Annotated in this window: 22 protein-coding genes; 21 read left to right on the top strand and 1 reads right to left on the bottom strand. The window is 41.9% G+C overall.

Annotated features, from left to right (window positions below; all coding sequences use genetic code 11):
• Positions 1 to 59 precede the first annotated feature (59 nt).
• Complete coding sequence (locus WKF69_RS09225) at positions 60 to 401, bottom strand: GIY-YIG nuclease family protein (protein ID WP_340381310.1); 342 nt, start codon at positions 399 to 401, stop codon at positions 60 to 62.
• 459 nt (positions 402 to 860) lie between these two features.
• Between WKF69_RS09225 and WKF69_RS09230 the strand changes: the two genes are divergently transcribed.
• The 21 genes from WKF69_RS09230 to WKF69_RS09330 form a co-directional block, all read left to right on the top strand.
• Complete coding sequence (locus WKF69_RS09230; RefSeq protein WP_340381311.1) at positions 861 to 1,841, top strand: deoxyhypusine synthase family protein; 981 nt, start codon at positions 861 to 863, stop codon at positions 1,839 to 1,841.
• A gap of 313 nt (positions 1,842 to 2,154) precedes the next feature.
• Entirely contained in the window at positions 2,155 to 4,134 is a 1,980-nt protein-coding gene (locus tag WKF69_RS09235) for a hypothetical protein (RefSeq protein ID WP_340381312.1), read from the top strand.
• A gap of 2 nt (positions 4,135 to 4,136) precedes the next feature.
• A complete protein-coding gene (locus WKF69_RS09240; RefSeq protein ID WP_340381313.1) occupies positions 4,137 to 4,760 on the top strand; it encodes a hypothetical protein in 624 nt (207 codons plus the stop codon).
• A 284-nt stretch (positions 4,761 to 5,044) separates the two neighbouring features.
• Entirely contained in the window at positions 5,045 to 5,668 is a 624-nt protein-coding gene (locus tag WKF69_RS09245) for a hypothetical protein (protein WP_340381314.1), read from the top strand.
• 20 nt (positions 5,669 to 5,688) lie between these two features.
• On the top strand, positions 5,689 to 6,207 hold the full coding sequence (locus WKF69_RS09250) for a hypothetical protein (protein WP_340381315.1): 519 nt from the start codon (positions 5,689 to 5,691) through the stop codon (positions 6,205 to 6,207).
• A 357-nt stretch (positions 6,208 to 6,564) separates the two neighbouring features.
• Positions 6,565 to 7,836 (top strand): cytochrome c3 family protein, encoded by a 1,272-nt coding sequence (locus tag WKF69_RS09255; RefSeq protein ID WP_340381316.1) that lies wholly within the window; start codon positions 6,565 to 6,567, stop codon positions 7,834 to 7,836.
• A gap of 46 nt (positions 7,837 to 7,882) precedes the next feature.
• Complete coding sequence (locus WKF69_RS09260; protein ID WP_340381317.1) at positions 7,883 to 10,894, top strand: TAT-variant-translocated molybdopterin oxidoreductase; 3,012 nt, start codon at positions 7,883 to 7,885, stop codon at positions 10,892 to 10,894.
• Positions 10,895 to 10,915: 21 nt separating this feature from the next.
• Positions 10,916 to 12,394, top strand: coding sequence for an NrfD/PsrC family molybdoenzyme membrane anchor subunit (nrfD, locus tag WKF69_RS09265; RefSeq protein ID WP_340381318.1), 1,479 nt, complete (start codon positions 10,916 to 10,918; stop codon positions 12,392 to 12,394).
• 2 nt (positions 12,395 to 12,396) lie between these two features.
• Positions 12,397 to 12,933, top strand: coding sequence for a DUF3341 domain-containing protein (locus tag WKF69_RS09270; RefSeq protein ID WP_340381319.1), 537 nt, complete (start codon positions 12,397 to 12,399; stop codon positions 12,931 to 12,933).
• Complete coding sequence (locus WKF69_RS09275; protein ID WP_340381320.1) at positions 12,926 to 13,510, top strand: cytochrome c; 585 nt, start codon at positions 12,926 to 12,928, stop codon at positions 13,508 to 13,510. The genes WKF69_RS09270 and WKF69_RS09275 overlap by 8 nt, the downstream gene beginning before the upstream one ends.
• 17 nt (positions 13,511 to 13,527) lie before the next feature.
• Positions 13,528 to 14,754 carry a quinol:cytochrome C oxidoreductase gene (locus WKF69_RS09280; RefSeq protein WP_340381321.1) on the top strand — a complete coding sequence of 409 codons (1,227 nt, stop codon included), beginning with the start codon at positions 13,528 to 13,530 and terminating at the stop codon, positions 14,752 to 14,754.
• A gap of 32 nt (positions 14,755 to 14,786) precedes the next feature.
• Entirely contained in the window at positions 14,787 to 16,115 is a 1,329-nt protein-coding gene (locus tag WKF69_RS09285) for a cytochrome c oxidase subunit II (RefSeq protein WP_340381322.1), read from the top strand.
• A gap of 2 nt (positions 16,116 to 16,117) precedes the next feature.
• Entirely contained in the window at positions 16,118 to 18,028 is a 1,911-nt protein-coding gene (locus WKF69_RS09290; protein ID WP_340381323.1) for a cbb3-type cytochrome c oxidase subunit I, read from the top strand.
• 43 nt (positions 18,029 to 18,071) lie between these two features.
• Entirely contained in the window at positions 18,072 to 19,133 is a 1,062-nt protein-coding gene (locus WKF69_RS09295; protein WP_340381324.1) for a COX15/CtaA family protein, read from the top strand.
• 9 nt (positions 19,134 to 19,142) lie between these two features.
• The gene (gene cyoE / locus WKF69_RS09300; RefSeq protein ID WP_340381325.1) at positions 19,143 to 20,030 is read left to right on the top strand and encodes a heme o synthase; all 888 of its coding nucleotides are present in this window, start codon (positions 19,143 to 19,145) and stop codon (positions 20,028 to 20,030) included.
• Positions 20,031 to 20,032: 2 nt separating this feature from the next.
• A complete protein-coding gene (locus WKF69_RS09305; RefSeq protein WP_340381326.1) occupies positions 20,033 to 20,608 on the top strand; it encodes a cytochrome c oxidase subunit 3 in 576 nt (191 codons plus the stop codon).
• A gap of 23 nt (positions 20,609 to 20,631) precedes the next feature.
• Positions 20,632 to 21,321 carry a cytochrome c oxidase subunit 3 gene (locus tag WKF69_RS09310; protein ID WP_340381327.1) on the top strand — a complete coding sequence of 230 codons (690 nt, stop codon included), beginning with the start codon at positions 20,632 to 20,634 and terminating at the stop codon, positions 21,319 to 21,321.
• Between the two features lie 20 nt (positions 21,322 to 21,341).
• Entirely contained in the window at positions 21,342 to 21,692 is a 351-nt protein-coding gene (locus tag WKF69_RS09315; protein WP_340381328.1) for a cytochrome C oxidase subunit IV family protein, read from the top strand.
• The gene (locus WKF69_RS09320; protein WP_340381329.1) at positions 21,692 to 22,399 is read left to right on the top strand and encodes an SCO family protein; all 708 of its coding nucleotides are present in this window, start codon (positions 21,692 to 21,694) and stop codon (positions 22,397 to 22,399) included. The genes WKF69_RS09315 and WKF69_RS09320 overlap by 1 nt, the downstream gene beginning before the upstream one ends.
• Before the next feature lie 15 nt (positions 22,400 to 22,414).
• Entirely contained in the window at positions 22,415 to 22,954 is a 540-nt protein-coding gene (locus tag WKF69_RS09325) for a DUF420 domain-containing protein (protein WP_340381330.1), read from the top strand.
• A gap of 129 nt (positions 22,955 to 23,083) precedes the next feature.
• Positions 23,084 to 23,609 (top strand): carboxypeptidase-like regulatory domain-containing protein (locus WKF69_RS09330; protein ID WP_340381331.1); only part of this gene is annotated, 526 nt, incomplete at its 3' end.

A 23,609-nucleotide genomic window follows, 5' to 3' on the forward strand; every position in this document is an offset into this window, starting at 1 on the left:
AAAAATAAGATGTTGCATAAAAACGTCAATGGTAGGAGGTACGACGAAGCAATCTAAAGTTATCGATCAAGTATAAATCCTTCTAAAAAATCATCAATATCCTCTTTTGTAAACCAATCAATACTAAGGTCATCCCACAAAGGATTAATGGAATTGACAAGTGTTAGCTTTTTTTGTCGCGATCCTGCTTTGATTTGTTTCTCTCGAGCGATCGCTTCTTCAATCCACTGGTGATCTTCGTAATAGACAAGTTTATTGCAGTTGTATCTAGAGGTAAACCCGCTATTAAATTTGGCCTTATGCTCCAGTATTCTCCGTTCGAGGTCGTTGGTAACCCCTGTATAGAGCACCCTGTTACTTTTATTAGTCAGAATGTAAACAAAATAGGAGTGATCTTTCATATGTTAGTCGTGTTCCAAAAATACCGCGATCAAATAACTGTGAGGATAAATGGGGGTTTTGTTTAGTTAACGGGACATGTATTGGATTGCCGCGCTTCGCTCGCAATGACAAAGCGCGGATGTCGTTGCCAGGAAGTACGACGAGACAATTACTGAATGGGGGATTGCCGCGCTTCGTTCGCAAGGACAAAGCGGGGATGTCGTTGCGAGGAGGTACGACGAAGCAATCTGTGAACGGGAGGGATTGCCGGTTTAAAGCGCAATTGAACGTAAAAGCGTGAGTGCTTAGTCAATGCAATAGCGAAGCTTAGCTAATAGATGAGCGGTTGCATAAAGGCAGATGGTAAGTGAGTGGCTATTATTTCGTGCAAAAATCGGCCACGCTTTCCTTGTTTTGACACTCCAAACCTTGTTTGCTAAATTAAAGAACCCTAATTTTGCGGTCTAGAAATCATAATTATGGCTGCTGAAAGAGGACCGATCTCCCGTTTTATCGAAACAAATTACCTGCATTTCAATTCTGCTGCGTTAATGGATGCCGCAAAAGGCTATGAAACTCATCTTGATGAAGGTGGTAAAATGATGATCACCCTTGCCGGTGCGATGAGTACTGCAGAGCTTGGTATTTCATTAGCGGAGATGATCCGGCAGGATAAGGTTGCAATTATTTCCTGCACAGGAGCTAACCTTGAAGAGGATATTATGAATCTGGTTGCTCACTCACATTACAAGCGAGTTCCAAATTATCGTGACCTGAGCCCTCAGGACGAGTGGGATCTTTTGGAGAACCATTATAACCGTGTTACTGATACCTGTATCCCTGAAGAGGAAGCTTTCAGAAGATTACAAAAGCATATTCACAAGATCTGGAAAGATGCAGACAGTGCCGGTGAGCGCTATTTCCCGCATGAGTACATGTACAAAATGTTATTGAGCGGCGACCTGGAGCAATATTATGAGATCGATCCAAAGAACTCATGGATGCTTGCTGCGGCTGAGAAGAATTTGCCAATCGTAGTGCCCGGATGGGAAGATTCTACCATGGGAAACATCTTTGCATCCTATGTAATGAAAAAAGAGCTTCAGGCATCAACCGTGAAAAGCGGAATTGAATATATGGGCTGGCTTGCAGAATGGTATATCGCAAATTCAAGCGGAAAAGGCATAGGCTTTTTCCAGATTGGCGGCGGTATTGCGGGTGATTTTCCTATCTGTGTTGTACCAATGCTGTATCAGGATATGGAGATGGAAAACATTCCTTTCTGGAGCTATTTCTGCCAGATCTCAGATTCAACAACCTCATTCGGATCGTACTCTGGTGCAGTTCCAAATGAGAAGATCACCTGGGGTAAGCTAGACATCCACACACCAAAATTTATCGTCGAATCTGATGCGACTATTGTTGCTCCGCTGATTTTTGCGTGGGTTTTAAAGCAATAAGAATTTTATATAAAAGGATTCGTAGGAGAGCAATTGGCCGGTGTCCCTGCCTACCCCGGCGATACGCCGCTTGGGTGTCCCCACCAATCACAATTTTAAAAGAGAGAGGAATAGCTAATCCATTCAAATCTTCACGCGCAAAAACAGCTCTTAACTAATAGATTATTAATGATTTCAAAGAGTAATTTCTATTTTTAATGAACACAAATTATCTATATTAAAAAAATATATTGCTATGTAACGAAACGGATACTTTAATCGTATACATTTAATATATCGCACAATTGATTTAACTTATTTATAGGATAAAGCTATGAAAAGGAACTTTTACTATTTAGGATTTATAATCATCCTGTTTATATCGGGCTCTTGCAGAAAAAATGAATTACCGGAGGAGCTTTCCGCAAAAATATATGACGGGAAGATTAATAATCTGAAATCTACTTTGGCATCAACAAGCGCCGTCTACTTTGAAAACCACGACGATGATTCTATAGAAAGGCAGACTGTTCTGGGTGGCCAGCTTACTAATCCCTATTTAATCCCTAACATGCAGCAGGCCTATTCAAATCTGGGCATTACTAATGTAACCGTTAATATAACAAATTTATATGTTCGTTTTAAACCTTCAGATATTGATCAGCTGGATGTTTTAAATTCCACCATGGAAACTCAGAATCTGGAGTTATTTGATACCCCAGTTGATTTTTTAGTGACTTATGAAGGAGACTACTACCAGGATCCTTCTATACCCGAGGAAGAAATAACCTGGCAGTATGCAGTGGTTCCGCCAAATTTTCAGTTTCCCACAGGCATACTTTATGAAACCCTGGCTCAAATACATATTCCGGGGGATAATTATACCGCCGTAGAAACGGAGGCTGAAAGACTGGCTGCAGTGCAGAATCCCAATAATAGTGCGCTTAGCTCAAACACTACTTCGAGAAGTGGCAGGATCAGACCTCAGTCTGCTCCGGACTGCGGGCCCGGATATAATTGGGACGCTATATTACGGGAATGTGTTCCTTATGAAGGACAGCCACCCTCACCCGCACCCGATGCGGCGGTGCCGGCAGGAAATATCCTAGTGTATGATACTCAAAATCAAACCAATAGACCCGTACGTAAAGCGACTATTGTTGCCCGGCGGTGGTTTAAAATAGAGCGGGGCTATACGGATAATAGCGGCCATTACCAGATGACTAAGCGTTTTAAAAATAAGGTCAGGGTTAATGTTAAATTTAAAAATTCGGATGCGGAAATACGGGGTGTGAGAGGTATAAGACTATGGCAAATGATCTCCCCGATAAAGAAAACAATTGGAGTATTTAACGGGGATGCCGATAAAGGTGATATCAGCTATACATTTCCTGTATTTGCTGATGCCAGCTCCAAGGGTAGGCTATATTGGGCAGGTGCAACATCACATAATGCCGTGCAGGATTACCGGGAATATGCCGTTCAAGAAGGTATAGGGCAGCCACCAACCGGGATACATATTTTTATGAACCGATATTTTAGCGGTATGACTCCAATGCTCCATAAACGGTTTATAGATGATCTGCCCCATGAGATAATTGAACAAATGCTGATGCCCAAAAACCTCTGGGGTTCTATTGCCGGGGGCATAAATGCTCTGGCTTTTGTCCTTAAACACCAGGTGGATATGGCAGTCAGTTACCGGTATGGAACTTCTGACGAATTAAAAGAAACCATGTACCATGAGCTTACACATGCCGCACAGTACGAAGCCTTAGGAAATAACTGGTATCACCAGTTTGTAGATGCTGAAGTCAATGCTGTAAAACGGACAATTTTGTTCGATAAGGATTATAATCCCTATGGCCGCAGTACAGGCCCTGATGCCGCCGTTATAGCCTTAGGCGAAAGCTGGGCATATTATATGGGGCATTATCTGGCCGACAGGCAATACGGAACCAGTGCAGGTTGTCAGATAGAACAAGACGGCGGTTCTTTGTGGTGCAACTCTAGTGGCACCGGACATCCTCATTTAGATGTCTTAGAAGCGTTTAACCCAAACTTGCAAAGTGATCCTTTTCAATGGATACCGCAGGGATTATTTCATGATTTGAGAGATACCAGCAATGAAATTAAGCCTAATACGGGTCCAGTAAATGATGGTGTGTCTGGTTACACGAATTCGCAATTTTTCAATGCTTTTCAGTCGGATATTTTTTCTTTGCAAGATTACCGGAACAAATTATTGTTACAAAATGGCAATAATCAGGGAAGTCAGGTAACCAGTTTATTTTCTGAGTATAACTATAATTAGCCATGAAAGATATATTCGTTGGCAGTATATTAGCATGTATTGTTCTATTGAACAGCGGTTGCCCAAAATCATGTATTGAGGCTAATTATTCTTTTTCAGTTAATGCCCAAGTAGGCCCGGATAGAGACAGTATCAACGTTGGAGATACAATTTATATCACATCGTCGTTTCCTGCAAAATTAATAGATCAGGGTACCGGTGCAGAAATAAATTATACCGGAGCAAAAAAAATCGGGAGTACTCTTGGGGTTGGGAAGCTTAAATTGGGCAGCGCTATACCCGTAGATGCTGTATTTGATTTTAGTTACATTTCAATAAAGGGCAATGTTTATAATGACAGGGGCATCGCGAGTCCGGATGCTGTACAACAATTAATTTATCAGGATAGCAATAATACCTACGAGCTGAAGGTTGGTTTAATAGCAAAGGTTAAAGGTACTTATGCTTTAGGCATAGGCAATGGGTTAAGTGTTGGGCGCAGCGGTGTTAAAAATTGTGAGAAAGCTGCCTTTGATATTTCATTGAATAAAACCAATCAACATTTTAATATTTATCAAAGTTTTACGCAAAACAATCAATCCAATGACTATGAAAGAAAGCATGCTTATTATTTTGTTGTGAAATAAAGAGCCTTCCATAGCTTTAAATTTGCTGGAAGGTTAGCTATTCATTCCTTCAACGGATACCACAGGTGTGTTTTATGATTTGAAGGATGATAGGAATGATATATCATTTAATCCTAGTATGGTAAATGATGGGGTATCAGGTTATTCCAATCAACAAATGTTTAATGCATTTCAAACCAACATTTATAAGTGCAAGATTATCGGGATAAATTATTGTTGCAAAACGGCAATAATCAGGGAAGTCAGGTAACCAGTTTATTTTCTGAGTATAACTATAATTAGCCATGAAAGATATATTCGTTGGCAGTATATTAGCATGTATTGTTCTATTGAACAGCGGTTGCCCAAAATCATGTATTGAGGCTAATTATTCTTTTTCAGTTAATGCCCAAGTAGGCCCGGATAGAGACAGTATCAACGTTGGAGATACAATTTATATCACATCGTCGTTTCCTGCAAAATTAATAGATCAGGGTACCGGTGCAGAAATAAATTATACCGGAGCAAAAAAGATCGGCAGTACACTTGGGGTTGGAAAGCTTATAACGGGCGAAGTTGTGCCCGTAGGTGCTGTATTTGATTTTAGTTACATTTCAATAAAAGGCAATGTTTATAACGAAAGGAGCATCGCAAGTCCGGATGCTGTACAGCAATTAACTTATCAGGAAAACAATAATACCTACGAACTAAAGGTTGCTTTAATAGCAAAGGTTAAAGGCACTTATGCTTTAGGCATAGGCAATGGATTGAGTGTTGAGCGCAACAACAGTAAAAATTGTGAAAAAGCTGCTTTTGATATATCTATAAGCAATACATCCCAGCATGTTTATTATTATCAAACATGGAGACCTGGCTATACTCTGACTGCTTCAGACCTTAAACGATTGTATTGTTTTAAAGTTAAATAACATACTTCTTAATCTGGTGTATGAAAATCATGAAGTACTTTCTATTTCTTTCTCTGTTCTATTTTTTGAATTGTATTAATATCTTAGCGGCCCCAGTAAATTACGCTGACACTTCTGTCAATAAATCCACTTATAAACAGTCCAGGCAATATTTTTTAGATAACTATGGCAAGGACGACTCAACCAGGGCCTTGATTAATTATTTCTTTAAAAGGAGAAAAGAGGCATTTTATGAAACGGTTGTTCCGCCTGTTACAGGGGGTCTTGCTGTTGTACTACTTGCTAAAGTAGTCGATCAAATTAATACTGATTTTGCAAATGGTAAAGCGACTGGCCTTAGCTTCATAGTAATCGGAGTGCCCCTGCTTAAAGTCATTATTGTCTCTTCCACAGCTTTAATTGATGGTCAAATCAAATGGCTGGTCTTTAACCGTAAAAAGCTTTTAACCGTGCTGACAGATTACCACTCCGGCAAGCCTCTGCCCAAAAAAATAAAACGCAGAAGGGCGTTTAAATATGAATTAAAATATCCGGGTTAATTGAAGCACCTTTCTGCATTATCTTGTCCATCGACACACCAAATTAATCGTCGAATCTGATGCTACAATAGTAGCCCCGCTTATTTTTGCGTGGGTTTTAAAGCAGTAACGAATTGTTTTATTATTACCAAAGCGAATTTCTGATCTTAATCTAATATTGTTCTATTAACACCAGTAATTTGTTAGTTATCAATTACTTGCCTTTTAGTTTAGAACGATTATAAATTAAGAATATTGGTCACGTTAATGTCACGGTTAAGTGAATAAAACCTACTTTTGTCATCGAAAATAGGGCCTATATAATACCAGGCCAATTTTCTATCATACATTTCAATTTTTTAGCATTAAATACTCAATATGAGAAGCATCTCATTGTTTTTTAGAAGTGTTACAAAGTCTCTGATACTGGTTTCCTTTCTGGCTGTAGCTGCTGTTTCTTCAGCAAGCGCGCAGGATGTGGCTGCCGGTGGAGCGATATTCAAGCAGAAGTGTACCGCTTGTCACGGTGTCGGAAAAGTGGTTGTTGGCCCTGACCTTAAAGGTGTAGATAGCCGTCGCGACGAAGCATGGCTTCTTAAATGGATTAAGAATGCACCAGCATTTATTGCATCAGGCGATCCTGAGGCGAAGAAGATGGAAGCATTCTCTCCGGCGGCGATGTCAGCTTTCCCGGAGTTGTCAGATGATGACATTAAAAACATCTTGTCATATGTAAAAGCGGAAGAGACTAAGCCTGCTGCAGATACAAAAGCAGCTGGCGGAGCATCCGCTGAAGGCGGTTCGGGCGGGATCAGCAACTTTATGATCTTTGGTCTGCTTGCTGTGATCATCATTGCTTTCATCGTGATTGTGGTTCTGAATCGTGTAATTCGCACCCTTGAGCGCATAATGCTTCAAAAACAAGGCGTACTTGTTGAAGAAGACGAAGTTGAAACTGGAGATAGATTTGCGGGACTTAAGAGGCTAACTAAAAACAAGAAATTCATTTTATTCATAGTGCTCCTACTGGTTATTTTCCTTGGATCAGCGGGATGGATGGGAATGTGGGAAACAGGTGTTCACACAGGCTACCAGCCAGTACAGCCAATTAAGTTCTCTCACCAGCTTCACGCAGGTGTAAATAAAATAGATTGCCAGTATTGCCATACGGGTGCATTCACTTCTAAGAATGCGTCAATACCATCTCTAAATGTTTGTATGAACTGCCATAATTATGTTACGGCATCAGATAAATATGATGGTAAAACGTCTCCTGAGATCCAGAAGATCTATCACGCTCTTGATTATAACGAGACTACTAAGCAATACGGTACTAACACTAAACCGGTCGAGTGGATCCGAATCCACAACCTGCCCGATCTTGCTTACTTTAATCACTCACAGCACGTTTCAGTAGCAGGTATCGAGTGTCAGAAATGTCACGGTCCGATCCAGACAATGGAAGAGATTTACCAATTCGCACCGCTTACAATGAAATGGTGTATTAACTGTCACAAGGAAACGGAAGTTGATCATAAAGATAATCCGTACTATGACAGGCTGATCGCTGCTCACGATAAATTGAAAAAAGGTGAGAAGGTTACAGCAGCTGTATTAGGCGGGTTAGAGTGTAGTAAGTGCCACTACTAAGAATAGAATTTTTAAGAAAACATACGTATACAGTTATATAGCTTAAATGGAAAGCAATAAGAAATACTGGAAAGGTTTAGAAGAGCTGCAGAATACCAAAGATTTCGTTGAGAAGAACAAAAACGAATTCGCTGAGTCGATTCCTATGGAAGCGGTTCTGAATGAAGCTGGCTTGAGTACCGTAGCTCCACGACGCGACTTTTTAAAGGCGCTGGGATTTGGTTTAGGTGCAGTAACCCTGGCTGCTTGTCAGAAAACTCCGGTTCACAAATCAATTCCTTATTTAGTTAAGCCGGAAGAGATCGTACCAGGTATTCCAAATTATTATACTTCTACTTTTAATGGTCACAGCGTTTTGGTTAAAACCCGTGAAGGCCGTCCCATTAAGATAGAAGGAAATCCTAATTGTATTCTGAGCAAAGGAGCTTTGGATGCGAAAGGACAAGCATCTGTTCTTGATCTTTATGATGTATCAAAATTAAAAGGACCAGTTGTTAACGGTGCAGATAAGTCATGGGCTGAGGTAGATCAGTTTGTTAAAACTGAGCTGGCAAAAACCGGAGGCAAGAGCATCCGTATCGTGTCTTCAACAATAAACAGTCCTTCAACTAAAGCTGTAATTGCTGACTTTATTGTAAAATATCCATCAGCCAAGCATGTTCAGGTGGATGCGGTTTCATATTCAGGTATCATTAAAGCTAACGAGGCTAGCTTCGGTAAAGCTGCTCTTCCAAGATACCGATTCGATAATGCTGATGTAATTGTCAGCTTCGGTGCCGACTTCCTTGGAAGCTGGATCTCACCTATCGAATACAATACTCAATACGCTTCAAAGAGAAATGCTGCTGCTTTAAAAGGCGGCAAGATGTCACGTCACATACAATTTGAGACGGGCATGAGCTTAACAGGAACAAATGCTGATGCACGGATTCCGTTAAAGCCATCTGAAGAGGGCATAGCACTGCTTAATTTATTTGCTGCTCTTGGCGGAGCCGTTTCGGGTGGTAAAAAACTCCCGAACCAGAAAGCTGAAACAGCAGTTATGCTTGCAGCGAAAGAATTAACAGCTGCTAAGGGAAGAAGCCTGGTGGTTTCAGGATCAAATGATATCGCGACCCAAACGGTTGTAAATGCTATTAACTCTCTTCTGGGGAGTTACGGCACTACGATCGATCTTGACAATCCTTCTTACCAGTTCACAGGAAATGATGCTGATTTCGTGACTTTCGTTAGCGAAATGAACAGCGGTTCTGTTGGTGCTGTATTCTTCCTGAACAGCAACCCTGCTTACGAATACGCAGATCCAAAAGCATTTACTGATGCGTTGGCAAAAGTAGCGCTTCGTGTATCATTCGCCGACCGTAAAGATGAAACTGCTTCTTTATGTCAGGTTATTGCTCCAAACCACCACTACCTGGAATCATGGGGTGACTCAAATCCGGTAGAAGGTTACTATACTATTGGACAGCCAACAATCAATCCTGTATATAATACACGTAACGCAGAGCAAGGTCTTTTGATCTGGTCTGATAACGCCGTTCAGGATTACTATCAGTATATCCAGAATAACTGGTCTAAATCAGTTTTCACTCAAAGCGCTGGTACGTGGAAAGATCTTTTACAAAAAGGATCTGTGACTATGACTGCTAAAGGCGGTGGTGCTTATGCATCAGCTGGTGATGCTGGTGCTGCTGTTTCAGCTATCGTTGCAGCTAGCAATGCTCTTGCTAAAGGCGGCGACAATGCTGTTGAGCTTCATATTTATGAAAGCACTGGTATTGGAGATGGTAAGTTAGCTAACAACCCATGGTTACAGGAGTTACCGGATCCGGTTTCTAAAGTTACCTGGGATAACTATGCTGCTATCGGGCCGAAATATGCTGAGAAATTAGGTATCGGTGAAAACGAAATGGTTACCGTTAAAACCGATAAATACGAAATCACTTTACCTGTGCTTATTCAGCCAGGTCAGGCTTCGGGAACAGTTTCTATAGCTGTAGGTTACGGACGTACCATGGCTGGAAAAGCTGCTGTTGAAGTTGGTAAAAATGCATATCCTTTCTTAAGACTGGTTAACGGAACTTTACAGGGGAATGCTGCTGCAACTATCAGCAAAGCAGGCGGAGTATATGAGCTAGCCCAAACGCAGACTCACCACTCTATCGAGGGAAGAAATATCGTCCGCGAAACTACTTTAAAAGATTATTTAAAAGATCCTAATCACGGTACTGGCCACGGTCATGTCAATCATGTTGATCTTTGGAATGAGTACGAAATGCCAGGCCACAACTGGCTTATGGCTATCGATCTGAATGCATGTACTGGCTGCGGAGCTTGTATCGTAGCTTGTAATGCTGAAAATAACATTCCTGTTGTTGGACGCGATGAGGTTAGAAAACGGCGTGAAATGCACTGGATTCGTATTGACCGTTACTATACTGTAAATGACAATGGCGGTAAGGTAACGGAGGAAGATGAAATGGAAGACATGGAAACCATGGACAACGTTTCTGTGATCCACCAGCCGATGTTATGTCAGCATTGTGATCACGCTCCGTGCGAGACTGTTTGTCCGGTACTGGCAACAGTTCACTCATCAGAAGGTTTGAACCAGATGGCTTACAATCGTTGTATCGGAACAAGATACTGCGCGAATAACTGTCCGTATAAAGTTCGTCGTTTCAACTGGTTTAACTACTGGAATGATTCACGTTTCGACAACTACATGAACAATGAGTTTACACAGCTTGTGTTAAACCCGGACGTAAGTACACGTTCACGTGGTGTGATGGAGAAATGTTCAATGTGTGTTCAGCGTATCCAGGCAGGAAAGCTTGAGGCGAAATTAGATAAACGCACATTGAAAGATGGCGATATCAAAATGGCTTGTCAGCAAACTTGTCCTACAAACGCGATCATATTTGGAGATGGAAACGATCCTAACTCTGAAGTAGCGAAAGCATTGAAGAGCGAGCGTACTTATTATGTGCTTGAAGAGATCAATACCAAACCAGGTGTTGGATACCAAACAAAAGTTAGAAATACTGCAGAGGTTTAATACAAGAAATTCAATAAAGATATGTCATCTCATCACGAGTCTATACTTAGAGAACCCTTAGTAACCGGCGAAAATATTACCTACGCCAGGGTTACTGAAGATATATTGGTTCCGGTAGAAAATAAGCCTAATAAAGCCTGGTGGATCGGTTTCATCGTATCAGCAATAGGTGCAGGCCTTTGGATATTCGCAGTTAGCTGGACATTCTGGTTCGGTATCGGCGAATGGGGATTGAATAAAACTGTAGGCTGGGCATGGGATATCACCGGATTCGTATGGTGGGTAGGTATTGGTCATGCAGGAACCCTTATTTCTGCCGTACTATTACTCTTCCGACAGAACTGGCGTAACTCCATTAACCGTTCAGCAGAGGCGATGACCATCTTCGCCGTTATCTGTGCCGCTACCTACATTATATCGCACATGGGCCGTCCATGGATGTTTTACTGGGCATTACCATTGCCGAATCAGTTCGGGTCATTATGGGTGAACTTTAACTCTCCGCTGGTATGGGACGTATTTGCGATCTCGACTTACTTCTCGGTTTCCTTAGTATTCTGGTATACAGGTTTACTTCCCGATATCGCAACTATCCGCGACCGTGCTACAGGCTTACGCCGCCGCATCTATTCTATCCTTTCTTTCGGCTGGAATGGTTCAGTTAAGACCTGGCAGCGCTTCGAGCTTGTATCGTTGATCCTTGCGGGTGTTTCTACTCCACTGGTACTGTCGGTACACACGATTGTATCCATGGACTTTGCCACATCACTGGTTCCGGGATGGCACACAACGATCTTCCCTCCATACTTTGTGGCTGGTGCGATCTTCTCCGGATTTGCAATGGTACAAACCTTACTGCTGGTAACACGTAAGGTGATGAACTTCGAAAATTACATTACCATATTCCATATTGAATCGATGAATAAGATCATCATCCTGACGGGATCTATAGTTGGTGTGGCATACCTGACAGAACTTTTCATTGCATGGTACTCAGGTGCGGAATACGAACAATATGCCTTCCTTAACCGTGTAAGTGGGCCATACTGGTGGGCTTACTGGACTATGATGACCTGTAATGTGTTTACTCCGCAGATTTTCTGGATCAAGAAGATCCGTACAAGCGTTGCCTGGTCATGGATCCTGTCGATCGTTGTAAACATCGGGATGTGGTTTGAGCGTTTCGTGATTATAGTAACCTCACTTCACCGTGATTACCTTCCATCAAGCTGGGTGATGTTCTATCCAAGCTGGGTTGATGTATGTGTATTCATCGGATCGATCGGAGTGTTCTTCACCTTATTCCTGTTGTTCCTTAGAGTATTGCCTGCAATTGCAATGGCTGAGGTTAAACTATTGCTGAAGAGCTCAAGTGACCAGGCTAAACAGAAACTGATCCGTGAAGGAAAGGTCGACGCAGGAGAGGCAGCTTGTTATCAGGAGTCTCTTGAAAAATTTGATAGTATATCACCCAGGGTAGCGGAATACGAAAAAGTATAAAGATGAGTAACATAAAATATATTTTAGGTCATTTTGAAGATCCGGATGACCTGATGCACGGGATCGGCAAACTACAGGAAGGGAACGTTACCATTTATGACGTGTTTACTCCTATGCCTATCCACGGTATTGAAGATAAATTAGGAATCAAACGTTCCCGTTTAGGTGGGGCGGCCTTCTGTTTTGGCCTGACCGGAACGTTCACTGCGGTCTTGATGATCTGGTACATGCTTGTATATGACTGGCCAATGAATATTGGGGGTAAGCCTCACTTTGCATTCCCGGATTTTGTGCCGATCATATTCGAATTAACGGTATTATTCTGTTCATTCGGTATGGTGGGAACGTATTTCTTTGTTAATCACCTGGCTCCGGGACGTGCTCCACGAGTTATGGACCTTCGCGCAACAAACGATCGTTTTGTAGTAGCTATTGATGCAAGGGAAAATCCGTATCACGATAAAATTGACAACATTTTAAAAGAAGCTGGTGCTGTTGAAATTAAGCACAACGAAAGGAAATATGTTAGTTATGAATAAGGTCCTGATAATCTGTACCGCTTTTTTAACTGTAGCTGCTGCTTCGGTTATATCTTCTTGTTCAAATAATAGAAGCACAGGTATCGAGTATGCCCGTAATATGTATGATCCGATCGCTTACAATCCGGATCAGCCGAATAAGAACTTCAATGACGGGAAAACTGCTCAAACTCCACCCGCCGGAACAACACCGGTAGGTTTCGATAAAATGGAGGAATATCCAAATACTCCGGAGGGATATCAGGCTGCCAGCGCAGGTCTATCGAATCCGCTTCCGGTAACTGTTCCAACTCTTGAGCAGGGTAAAACACTTTACCTTAACATGTGCTCTCACTGTCATGGTAATGAAGGGAAAGGAGATGGATCAATTGTAGCAATGGAAAAATTCCCTGCGCCGCCAGCATACGGTACAGGTACTTCGTCAAGAGGCGGATCTATGAAGGATCTTACAGACGGAAAAATCTTCCACACCATCACTTATGGAGTTAACCTTATGGGTCCGCACAAATATCAGTTAACGCCGGAGCAACGGTGGAAAATTGTTATGTACGTTCACGAATTACAAAAATTACAATAGTCAATTGCTAAAACCAGATGGGAAATCATAATCATACTCATACTCATAATTTTTCTGAACAATTTGTTTTTTCAGGCAAGTTAAAAACCTGGAGCCTTATAGCAATAGTAGTAGGTGTTCTGTCGATAGCATTCGGATTTTTGACCGACCACGCTGAGCGTACTTACGCGAATTTATTGCTGATGGCATATTATTTCACATGTGTTTGTGCTGCAGGTTTGTTCTTTATTGCTCTGCAATACGTAGCGCAGGCAGGCTGGGCAACAGGCTTGTTAAGAATACCTCAGGCAATGTCCAGGGTTCTTCCTATTGCTTCTTTAATATTGTTTGTCGTTTGTGCTGCAGGTTTGATGACACACAACTTATATCACCACTGGAATGGCGATGGTTTGACTGACCCGTCAAGCCCTAACTACGACAAGCTTATTGCAGGTAAAGCCGTTTATCTTAACGTGCCTTTCTTCTTAATACGTCTGGCGGTGTTCCTAGGAGCGTATAGTTTCTTCGCATTCTTATTTGCTAAATACTCAGAGCGTGAAGCTAATGAAGGCGGATTAGTGTTCTATGATAAAAGCATTAAATGGTCGGCAGTATTCCTTATCATCTTTGGATTTACTACCCCGATCTGGGCATTTGACACGATAATGTCTCTTGAAGCACACTGGTTCTCAACCATGTTCGGATGGTACAACTTCGCAGCAATGTGGGTTAGCGGATTATGTGTTATTACTTTGATCGTGATCCTTTTGAAAAAAGGAGGTCATTTATCATGGATAAATGAAAATCACCTTCATGATCTTGGGAAGTTCATTTTTGCATTCTCGATCTTCTGGACATACGTATGGTTCGCTCAGTTCCTCCTTATCTACTATGCCAACATGCCGGAAGAGACAGTTTACTTCTACAAAAGATGGGAGCCGGAATATCTTCTATGGTTTTGGGTAAACATTATTATAAACTTCGTAGCGCCAATATTAATACTAATGGCCCGGGGATCAAAACGTCATACTAACACATTAATGTTTGTTTGTATCATGCTTCTTTGTGGTCACTGGCTGGATTATTACATGATGATCATGCCCGGAACTGTTGAAGCACACCGTGGATTCGGTATTATTGAAATAGGTATTGCTATTGGGTTTGCGGGTTTGTTTGCATTCCTAACTCTTAACCAGTTAAGCAAAAGGTCGATGGTTCCAACCAATCACCCTTTCCTGGACGAGAGCTTGCATCACCAGATTTAATTTTAGTCTTAATAGCAAAAGAAACGAATAAAATGAGCTTAAGAGAAATTTTTAATATCAGGATTGCTGCTCCAGTATTGATTGCTTGCGCTCTTACTGTATCGGGTAATACGGTTTTGGCACAGGTTAAGGATACAGCAGTAAGTTCAACAACGACAGTAGTAGATACTGCAGATGCGTCAGCAACTCAGGTTTCACCGGCTTCGGCGCCGCTTATCAGCACTGCAGTTGATACGGCCGCAAGATATAAGAACATGCAGCCCGGCTCTACTGAAGTAGATCATTCTGCAGCATATAAGTCGGGTGCATACTATCTTTTACTATTTATCCTGTTTTGTGTATTTCTCGCAATTGTTGGAAAAGTATTGGAGCTGTATGAAATAAGCCGCGATGTTCAAGGAAGAAAAGGAGCGAAATTTGACTCCAGGAAATTCCAGGGTGCTTTGTGTATCGTATTCCTGATAGCCGGGCTATACGGGGTTTACTGGTCATACGCTGTTCAGGGCCCGATGAGTATGCACGAATCTGCATCTGAGCATGGGCTGGAAATCGACTCCATGTTCAACATAACATTGATCATAACCACTATTGTATTTATCCTTACACATGTAGCACTTTTTGGATTTTCATACCAGTATCGCGGAACGAAAGAAAGAAAAGCGTATTTCTACCCGCATAACAATGCTCTTGAGCGCATCTGGACAATTGTACCTGCTATCGCTTTAACTGTACTAGTACTTCTTGGTTTCTTCACATGGAGAGACATCACTAACGTTTCTGAAGAGGACCAGAAAAAGGCGATGAACATTGAGGTAATAGGTGAGCAGTTTAAATGGAACCTGCGTTATTCAGGAGAAGATAATTCGATCGGTAAACGGAATTTCAAACTAACAACTCCGACAAACGGTTTGGGTATCGATTATAAAGATCAGAAAAGCTGGGATGATAAGCTTGTAGGTGAGATTGTGATCCCAGTAAATAAGCCAGTTCGGGTTACTATCGGATCTAAAGATATTCTTCATAGCTTCTATCTTCCTGATTTCAGGGTACAGATCAATGCTGTCCCTGGAATGCCAACGTATTTCCAGTTTACCCCGCGTTTAACCACTGCGCAAATGAGAGAAAAACGGAATAACCCTGCTTACGATTATATACTGCTTTGCGCGAAGATCTGCGGAGCTGGCCATTACAATATGCAGTCTAAAGTTACTGTAGTTTCGGAAGCTGAGTATGCGATATGGATCGCTAAACAGCCTCTTTACTACAATGACGATGTTAAGAAGGAGCTTCAGCTTGCTGAGCAAAAGAGTGCAGGAGAGAACAAGAAAATTGCGTTAAATACTAATACAACCACCAAATAATTATGGCAAGCACAGCAATACACGATACAGCCGTACTTCACCAACACGATGATCACGGTCATGATCACGGGCATCATAAAGAAACGTTTATCACTAAATACATCTTTAGCCAGGATCATAAAATGATCGCAAAACAGTTCCTAATTACAGGGATCATCATGGCTGTTATCGCAATGATACTTTCAGTCTTATTCAGATTACAGTTAGCCTGGCCTGATAAGAGTTTCCCTTTATTAGAGACTTTCTTAGGAAGCAAATGGGCAGAAGGTGGGCGGATTAAACCTGATTTTTACCTGGCCTTAGTAACAATACACGGAACCATGATGGTATTCTTTGTATTAACTGCCGGGCTAAGCGGTACGTTTAGTAACCTACTTATACCATTACAGCTTGGCGCGAGGGATATGGCTTCACCGTTCCTGAACATGCTTTCCTACTGGTTCTTCTTCCTGTCTTGCTGTGTAATGATGTCCTCTTTCTTTGTAGAGAGCGGTCCGGCCAGCGCAGGCTGGACCGTGTATCCTCCCTTGTCTGCCTTGCCAAAAGCAATCAGCGGATCAGGAACCGGGATGACGCTATGGCTGATCAGTATGGTGCTTTTTATTGCATCCGCTCTGATAGGGGCACTGAATTACATTTCAACAGTGTTAAATATGCGTACTACAGGTATGGATATGTGGAAGATGCCTTTAACAATCTGGGCGTTCTTCTTAACCGCTATCGTAGGTGTGCTTTCATTCCCGGTACTTGTCTCGGCAGTAGTTCTGCTAATATTTGACCGTAGTTTCGGCACGAGTTTCTACTTATCAGATATCGTTGTTGCGGGCCAGGTATTACCTAATCAAGGTGGTAGTCCGGTACTTTGGCAGCACTTATTCTGGTTCCTTGGTCACCCTGAGGTATACATTGTAATTATGCCTGCATTGGGTATCACGTCAGAAGTTATTGCAACAAACTCACGTAAACCAATTTTCGGTTATCATGCAATGGTTTATTCATTGATAGGTATTACCGTATTATCATTTATAGTTTGGGGACACCATATGTTCGTTACGGGTATGAACCCGTTCCTGGGGGGTGTGTTCATGATCACAACGCTGATAATTGCGGTGCCATCAGCCGTAAAAACTTTCAACTATCTGGCTACTATCTGGCGCGGTAATTTGAGATTCACACCTGCTATGCTTTTTGCTATTGGCCTTGTTTCTTTCTTTATCTCAGGAGGTCTTACCGGGATCTTCTTAGGTAACGCCGCACTTGATATTAACCTTCACGATACGTATTTCGTTGTAGCTCACTTCCACCTTGTAATGGGTGCTGCAGCTATCTTCGGAATGCTTTGCGGAGTTTATCACTGGTACCCTAAGATGTTCGGCCGCTTAATGGACGAGAGATTAGGATATATTCACTTCTGGTTAACATTCATCGGCGCGTACCTGGTATTCTTCCCGATGCACTTTATGGGTATTGATGGCGTTCCGCGCCGTTACTATGCATTCACCGAGTTTGCGTTTATGCAAGAGTGGTTAACAGTTAACGTATTCATTACATGGGCGGCAATTATAGCTGCACTTGCACAAGTAGCATTCTTGTGGAACTTCTTCTACTCGATCTTCTACGGTAAGAAGACCAGCCAGAACCCATGGGATTCTAATACACTTGAGTGGACTGCACCAGTAGAACACATGCATGGTAACTGGCCGGGAGAAATTCCTTCAGTTTACCGCTGGCCATATGATTACAGCAAACCGGGTCATCACGAAGATTTTATTCCTCAAACTACACCTTTCTCTGAAACAATGAGCTCAAATCTTCAGCATGATTTTGAAGATAATCCTGAAGCGGAACTTATTCAAGCGGAATGGGAAAGGACGCATGGCTCGAAGAGTCATGTCGCTGAAGAAATTAAATAGAGGGAGGGGGGGCACTGTCCGAAAGGGCTTTTTAATAAGCGAAATGTATCCTTCAAGTGAGAAGAGATTCCTGGCGATAAATTATATCTCTGTAGCAGCTCTTTTTCTGCTTATACTGGCTGGGGGTGTTGTCCGCAGCACCGGATCCGGAATGGGTTGCCCCGATTGGCCTAAATGCTTCGATCAGTTTATACCACCCACTCACAGTTCTGAACTACCTGCCAATTATCAGCAAAAATATGTTGACAAGCGGGTTCAGAAGAACGAACGTTTCGCGAAGACACTTGACCTGATGGGTTATGGAGATCTTGCTTACCGGATCAGGAACGATAAAAGTATTTTAAAGCCGGACGAATTTAACGCGGCAAAAACCTGGACGGAATATGTGAACAGGCTGCTGGGTGCATTGGTAGGGCTGTTTTTAATAGGATGTGTTGTCACTGCAATCACCTACTTAAAAACACGAAGCCGGATATTTTACTGGAGCTTATTCAATTTGATCCTTGTGGGATTTCAGGGTTGGCTGGGATCGATCGTTGTTTCAACAAACCTGCTTGCATGGGTAGTGACCGTTCACATGCTGGTCGCGATAGCCATACTGGCTATATCGATCTACACATATTATGAAGCAAGGGCTCTTCGTGATAAAAGTATCCTGACTAACATTACTTCAGGATGGGTGACAATACTAGCTTACGGAGCTTTGATACTGACTGTGATTCAGATCACCATAGGAACTGAAGTCCGTGAACAGATCGATATGATATCTTCGGCGACGAATGACCTGAACCGGGCAGAATGGGTTTCACTGGTGGGTGCGAATTTTGTATACCACAGAGATCTGGCTATTCTGGTGGTAATTGTAAACGCAGTATCATTTGTACTTATCAGGAAAAGATATCCGGCTGAAGGATATCAGTTTAAATATATATCCTACGTACTTTTGCTGATCATTCTGCAAGTCGTAACCGGGTTTGTACTTTCTTATATGGGATTGCCGCCATTTGCTCAGGCAATTCACATTTTGCTGGCTACCCTTGTTTTTGGTGCCCAGTTTTACCTCCTTCTGCTGATGAAGAAAAGCAGACTGGAAATACTTAACTGAAGAAATAGAGTGAGGGAATCCATCGCCGATTTTAATAAGCTGATTAAACTGAGGTTAACGCTGACGGTAGTGTTTTCTGCATCAATTTGTTTTTTGATGGGAAGCCAGCAGCAAGGCGATATTAACTGGGTGAACTGGATGATCCTTACTATCGGAGGTTTCTTTGTAACCGGAGCGGCGAATGGCTTTAACGAGATCATCGAAAAAGATCTTGACAAGCTTATGAAGCGTACTATGGACAGGCCGATTCCTTCGGGTCATATGACGACGGGACAGGCGCTTGTTTTAAGCCTGATTATGGGAATTGGGGGTACTTATCTTTTGTTAAGGCTTAACTTTCCAACCGGGGTACTTGCTGTGTTCTCGATTTTCCTGTATGCATTTGTTTATACGCCGATGAAGAGAAAGTCGCCAATAGCGGTATTTATAGGTGCCTTCCCAGGCGCTTTGCCACCGCTGATCGGATATTTCGCTGCATTTGATGAGCCGAGGATTTCCTGGATACCGGTGATCCTTTTTCTAATTCAGTTTGTATGGCAATTTCCTCATTTTTGGGCTATAGCCTGGGTGCTGGATGAGGATTATAAACGTGCTGGTTTCCGGTTATTACCCACAACAAAGCAGGATAAGACGAGTGCATTCATAACTTTATTATCCACAATAATATTAATTCCGGTAAGCCTGATGCCAACAGTTTACCTTATGCCTTCAGGCCAGCCGTTTGGGGGCAATATTTACGGGCTACTGGCGCTGATCGCTGGCTTATACTTTTTCTGGCAGGCTGTTCAGCTTTATAAGAACAGAGATGTCGCCTCGGCAAAAAAGCTGATGTACACTTCGTTCTTCTACTTGCCCCTGCTTCAATTAACCCTTTTGTTTGACTTTATAGCAAGATAGATATGGACCAAATACCAGTTGAGGATATGCAGAGCTACAAAGCACGGAAGTTTCTGATGTGGCTTTTTATAATTTCTTCCTTCATGATGTTCGCGGCTTTAACGAGCGGATTTATTGTTTATACCGAGGGAAACGCAGAGCGCGGAATTAAAGTATTGCTTCCCAAAGCTTTCATTTACAGTACAATTATCATTATAATAAGCAGCTTAACAATGCACCTTGCTTATCTCGCAGGCAAAAAACTGGAATTCGGCAAGCAAAAGCTATACACTGTCTTCACGATCGTTTTGGGTATAGCATTCTTTTTCAGCCAATATAGCGCGTGGGCTGTTCTGACCGATGCAGGGGCTTATTTTGTGAACTATAATGCTTCTCAATCGTTTATATATGTTTTTACGGGAGCGCATTTATTGCACATTTTTGCGGGCATAATTATGCTCCTCTATTCCCTTGTTGGGAAAATGAGGAATATCCCTCAGGTACGCAATTTATTTCGCCTGGAAGTGACATCCATTTTTTGGCATTTTATAGATATCCTATGGATTTATCTATATGTTTTCTTACTTTTGAAACAATAACAAATCACTATATCACCCTTTAAATGAATACTACTGTATCAAAACTTGATGAAATAAAATCTGACGCCTGGAGCGGCGGAAAATCGCCTTTTGCTGTAGAATATGGAAAACTGATGATGTGGTTTTTCCTCTTATCAGATGCTTTTACATTTTCAGCTTTCCTTATTTATTACGGCACTCAGCGTTTTAGTAAATTAACCTGGCCAGATCCGGATGTGGTATTCCAGTCTATTCCAGGTCTTGCAGATCATGGCTTCCCATTGGTATTCGTAGGTATTATGACGTTCATCCTGATCATGAGTTCAGTGACTATGGTTCTCGCTGTAGAGGCTGGACATCGTAATTCTAAAAAGGAAGTGGTTTGGTGGATGATCGCTACGATAATTGGCGGTGCAATGTTTCTTGGATGTCAGGCTTTAGAGTGGTCACACTTACACCATGAAGGTTACTGGTGGGGTAGTTTCCCTGCATCGTATACAGGAGTCGATACGATTGGTGCACTGCAGTTTGCAAATCTGTTCTTTACGATAACAGGTTTTCACGGCTTTCACGTATTTACTGGTGTGATCGTCAATATCATTATAACCCTGATGGTTGTTTCCGGTGTATTCCAGCGGAGCGGTAGCTACCTGATGGTTGAAAAGGTGGGTCTTTACTGGCACTTTGTAGACCTTGTCTGGGTATTCGTATTTACATTCTTCTATTTAGTTTAATATCAGATAAATCATATAAAATGTCTGCAGAACACACACACGACGAGCATGGTACAGAGCATGCGGAACATGAAGGAATGACCAAAAAGAAGATCTGGCAGGTTTTCTTTTACATGCTGGGGATTACGGCTATCGAATTCTTTATCGCACTTTATCTTCTTCCACAAGGCATTATAGGTAAGGGAGTTGGTAACTTCATCTACGTCGTACTCACCCTGGTTAAAGCATTTTACATCGTTGCATATTTTATGCACCTTAAATTTGAGAAATTTGCCCTGAAGACAGGAATAATGGTTTCTCTGGTATTCATTGTTTACTTTATAGTTCTAATGCTTACAGAAGGGTCTTACCAGTACCTTCACATGAATTAATGAGCCAACCCGCCTTTCCGGTAAAAAAGATCCTGGTTCTGCTGATTTTATTTGTAGTGCCCGCCTCTGTTTATTACCTGCTTAAGGCAAAAGGGGAGAACAGGTATTACCCGCTTTCTATTTATGGCCCTAAAGAACCTGCTTCAACGTTTCATACCAGGCGGGGCAAGCAGATCCGTGATACCTTGTATCATGAGATCCGCGATTTCAAACTGTTAAATCAAAACGGAGATTCGGTTTCGTTCCCCGTCGATAGTGCTCAAATAACTGTTGTTAATTTTTTCTTTTCCCGCTGTCCCACATTCTGTTCTAACATGAATAAGGAAATGGCAAGAGTTGCTAAGATCAATAACGGAAACAGGCTCCTGAGGTTTATTTCCATCAGTGTTGACTCTGAGCACGATCAGCCGGAGGTACTTAATGCTTACAGCAAGAAGTACGTTGCTGAAAACAAGAAGTGGGATTTTCTTACAGGCGACAGGCAGCTTATTTACGCTCTTGCAAAGGAAGATTTTTTGGTCGATGCGATTGAGGATACTACCAGGGAGCTGAATTTTATTCATAGTCCGATGATAGTTCTGATTGATTCTAAAAAAAGGATCAGAGGGTATTATGACTCCACCGGAGGTAATGAAAAGATGAACTTACTTACAGATGAGATCCGCGTTTTGATGGCAGAGGAATTGCGGAATGTTAAAGACCGCTGATCATAATAATAAAATATGAACGATAAATTTAGTACAAGGCTTATTGCGGGTGTTTCCATTTTTGTTTTCACCGTTGTGGTAATTCTCCAAAGCAAAGTCTTCAACATTTTTCCTGATAAAAATGCTATCCCTTCATGGGTGTTCTTTCTGCCGGCATTCAATGCCATTGTCAACGGAACCTGCAGTATTCTTTTAATCTTGTCATTATACCTCATTAAGAGAAAGAAAATTGCGGCTCATAAAAAGCTGAACATTCTAACTTTTATCCTGTCCTCTCTGTTTTTGGTGTCCTACATTATATTTCACGCTACAGGCATAAAAACCAGCTATGGCGGTAATGGAGCTATCAGAACGGTCTATTATTTTATCCTGGTAACCCATATAATACTCGCCGCGATAGTATTGCCCCTGGTACTGTTCAGCTTCCGCAGCGGCTTACAGATGCAGGTTGAAAAGCACAGGAAATTAGTCCGCTGGAGCTACCCGATCTGGCTGTATGTAACGGTCACAGGGGTGATCGTTTACCTGATGATAGCGCCGTATTATACTTTTTAAGAAAAAAAGTAGCGTCCGAGCCTAAGTAATACGATATTTTATCAAATAAATTTTGATTATCGGAAAATTGCATTTAATTTGTTACACAGTAATAAACCTGTTACCTCACCAACAAATTAAAAAGCAATTATGAAAAAAACACTACAACATCACTTGAAAATCAAAGCTTGTGTGATGGCTTTAGTCTGCATGCTTTCTATTTATGCAGGAAATCCTGCATTTTCTGCGTTAAAAATTAAATCCGTTACCGAAAGTTCTTCTGTTAGAACCACAGTATTTAACAGAGTGGCCATCTGGCCTATTTCCGGACGGATTACCTCAACCGATGGTGAGCCATTGCCAGGTGTGACGGTATTGGTAAAAGGATCCCGGACTGGAGCCACAACCGATCTTGATGGAAGATACACGATCAATGTTCCTGAAACTGCAGGTACTCTGGTTTTTACCTTTATCGGATTCAACTCTCAGGAAAAAACATTTTCTGGCCCAGCTACAGTAAATGTTGTCATGACTTTAGATTCAAAGTCACTGCAGGAGGTAGTTGTAACGGGGTATAATTCTCAGGCAAAAAGAGATATAACCGGTGCAGTCACAACCGTATCATCAAAGGATTTATTATCTGCTCCAGCTACCAACATAGCCCAGGCTTTGCAAG

The sequence above is a fragment of the Daejeonella sp. genome, from assembly GCF_037719425.1.
Lineage (GTDB): Bacteria > Bacteroidota > Bacteroidia > Sphingobacteriales > Sphingobacteriaceae > Daejeonella.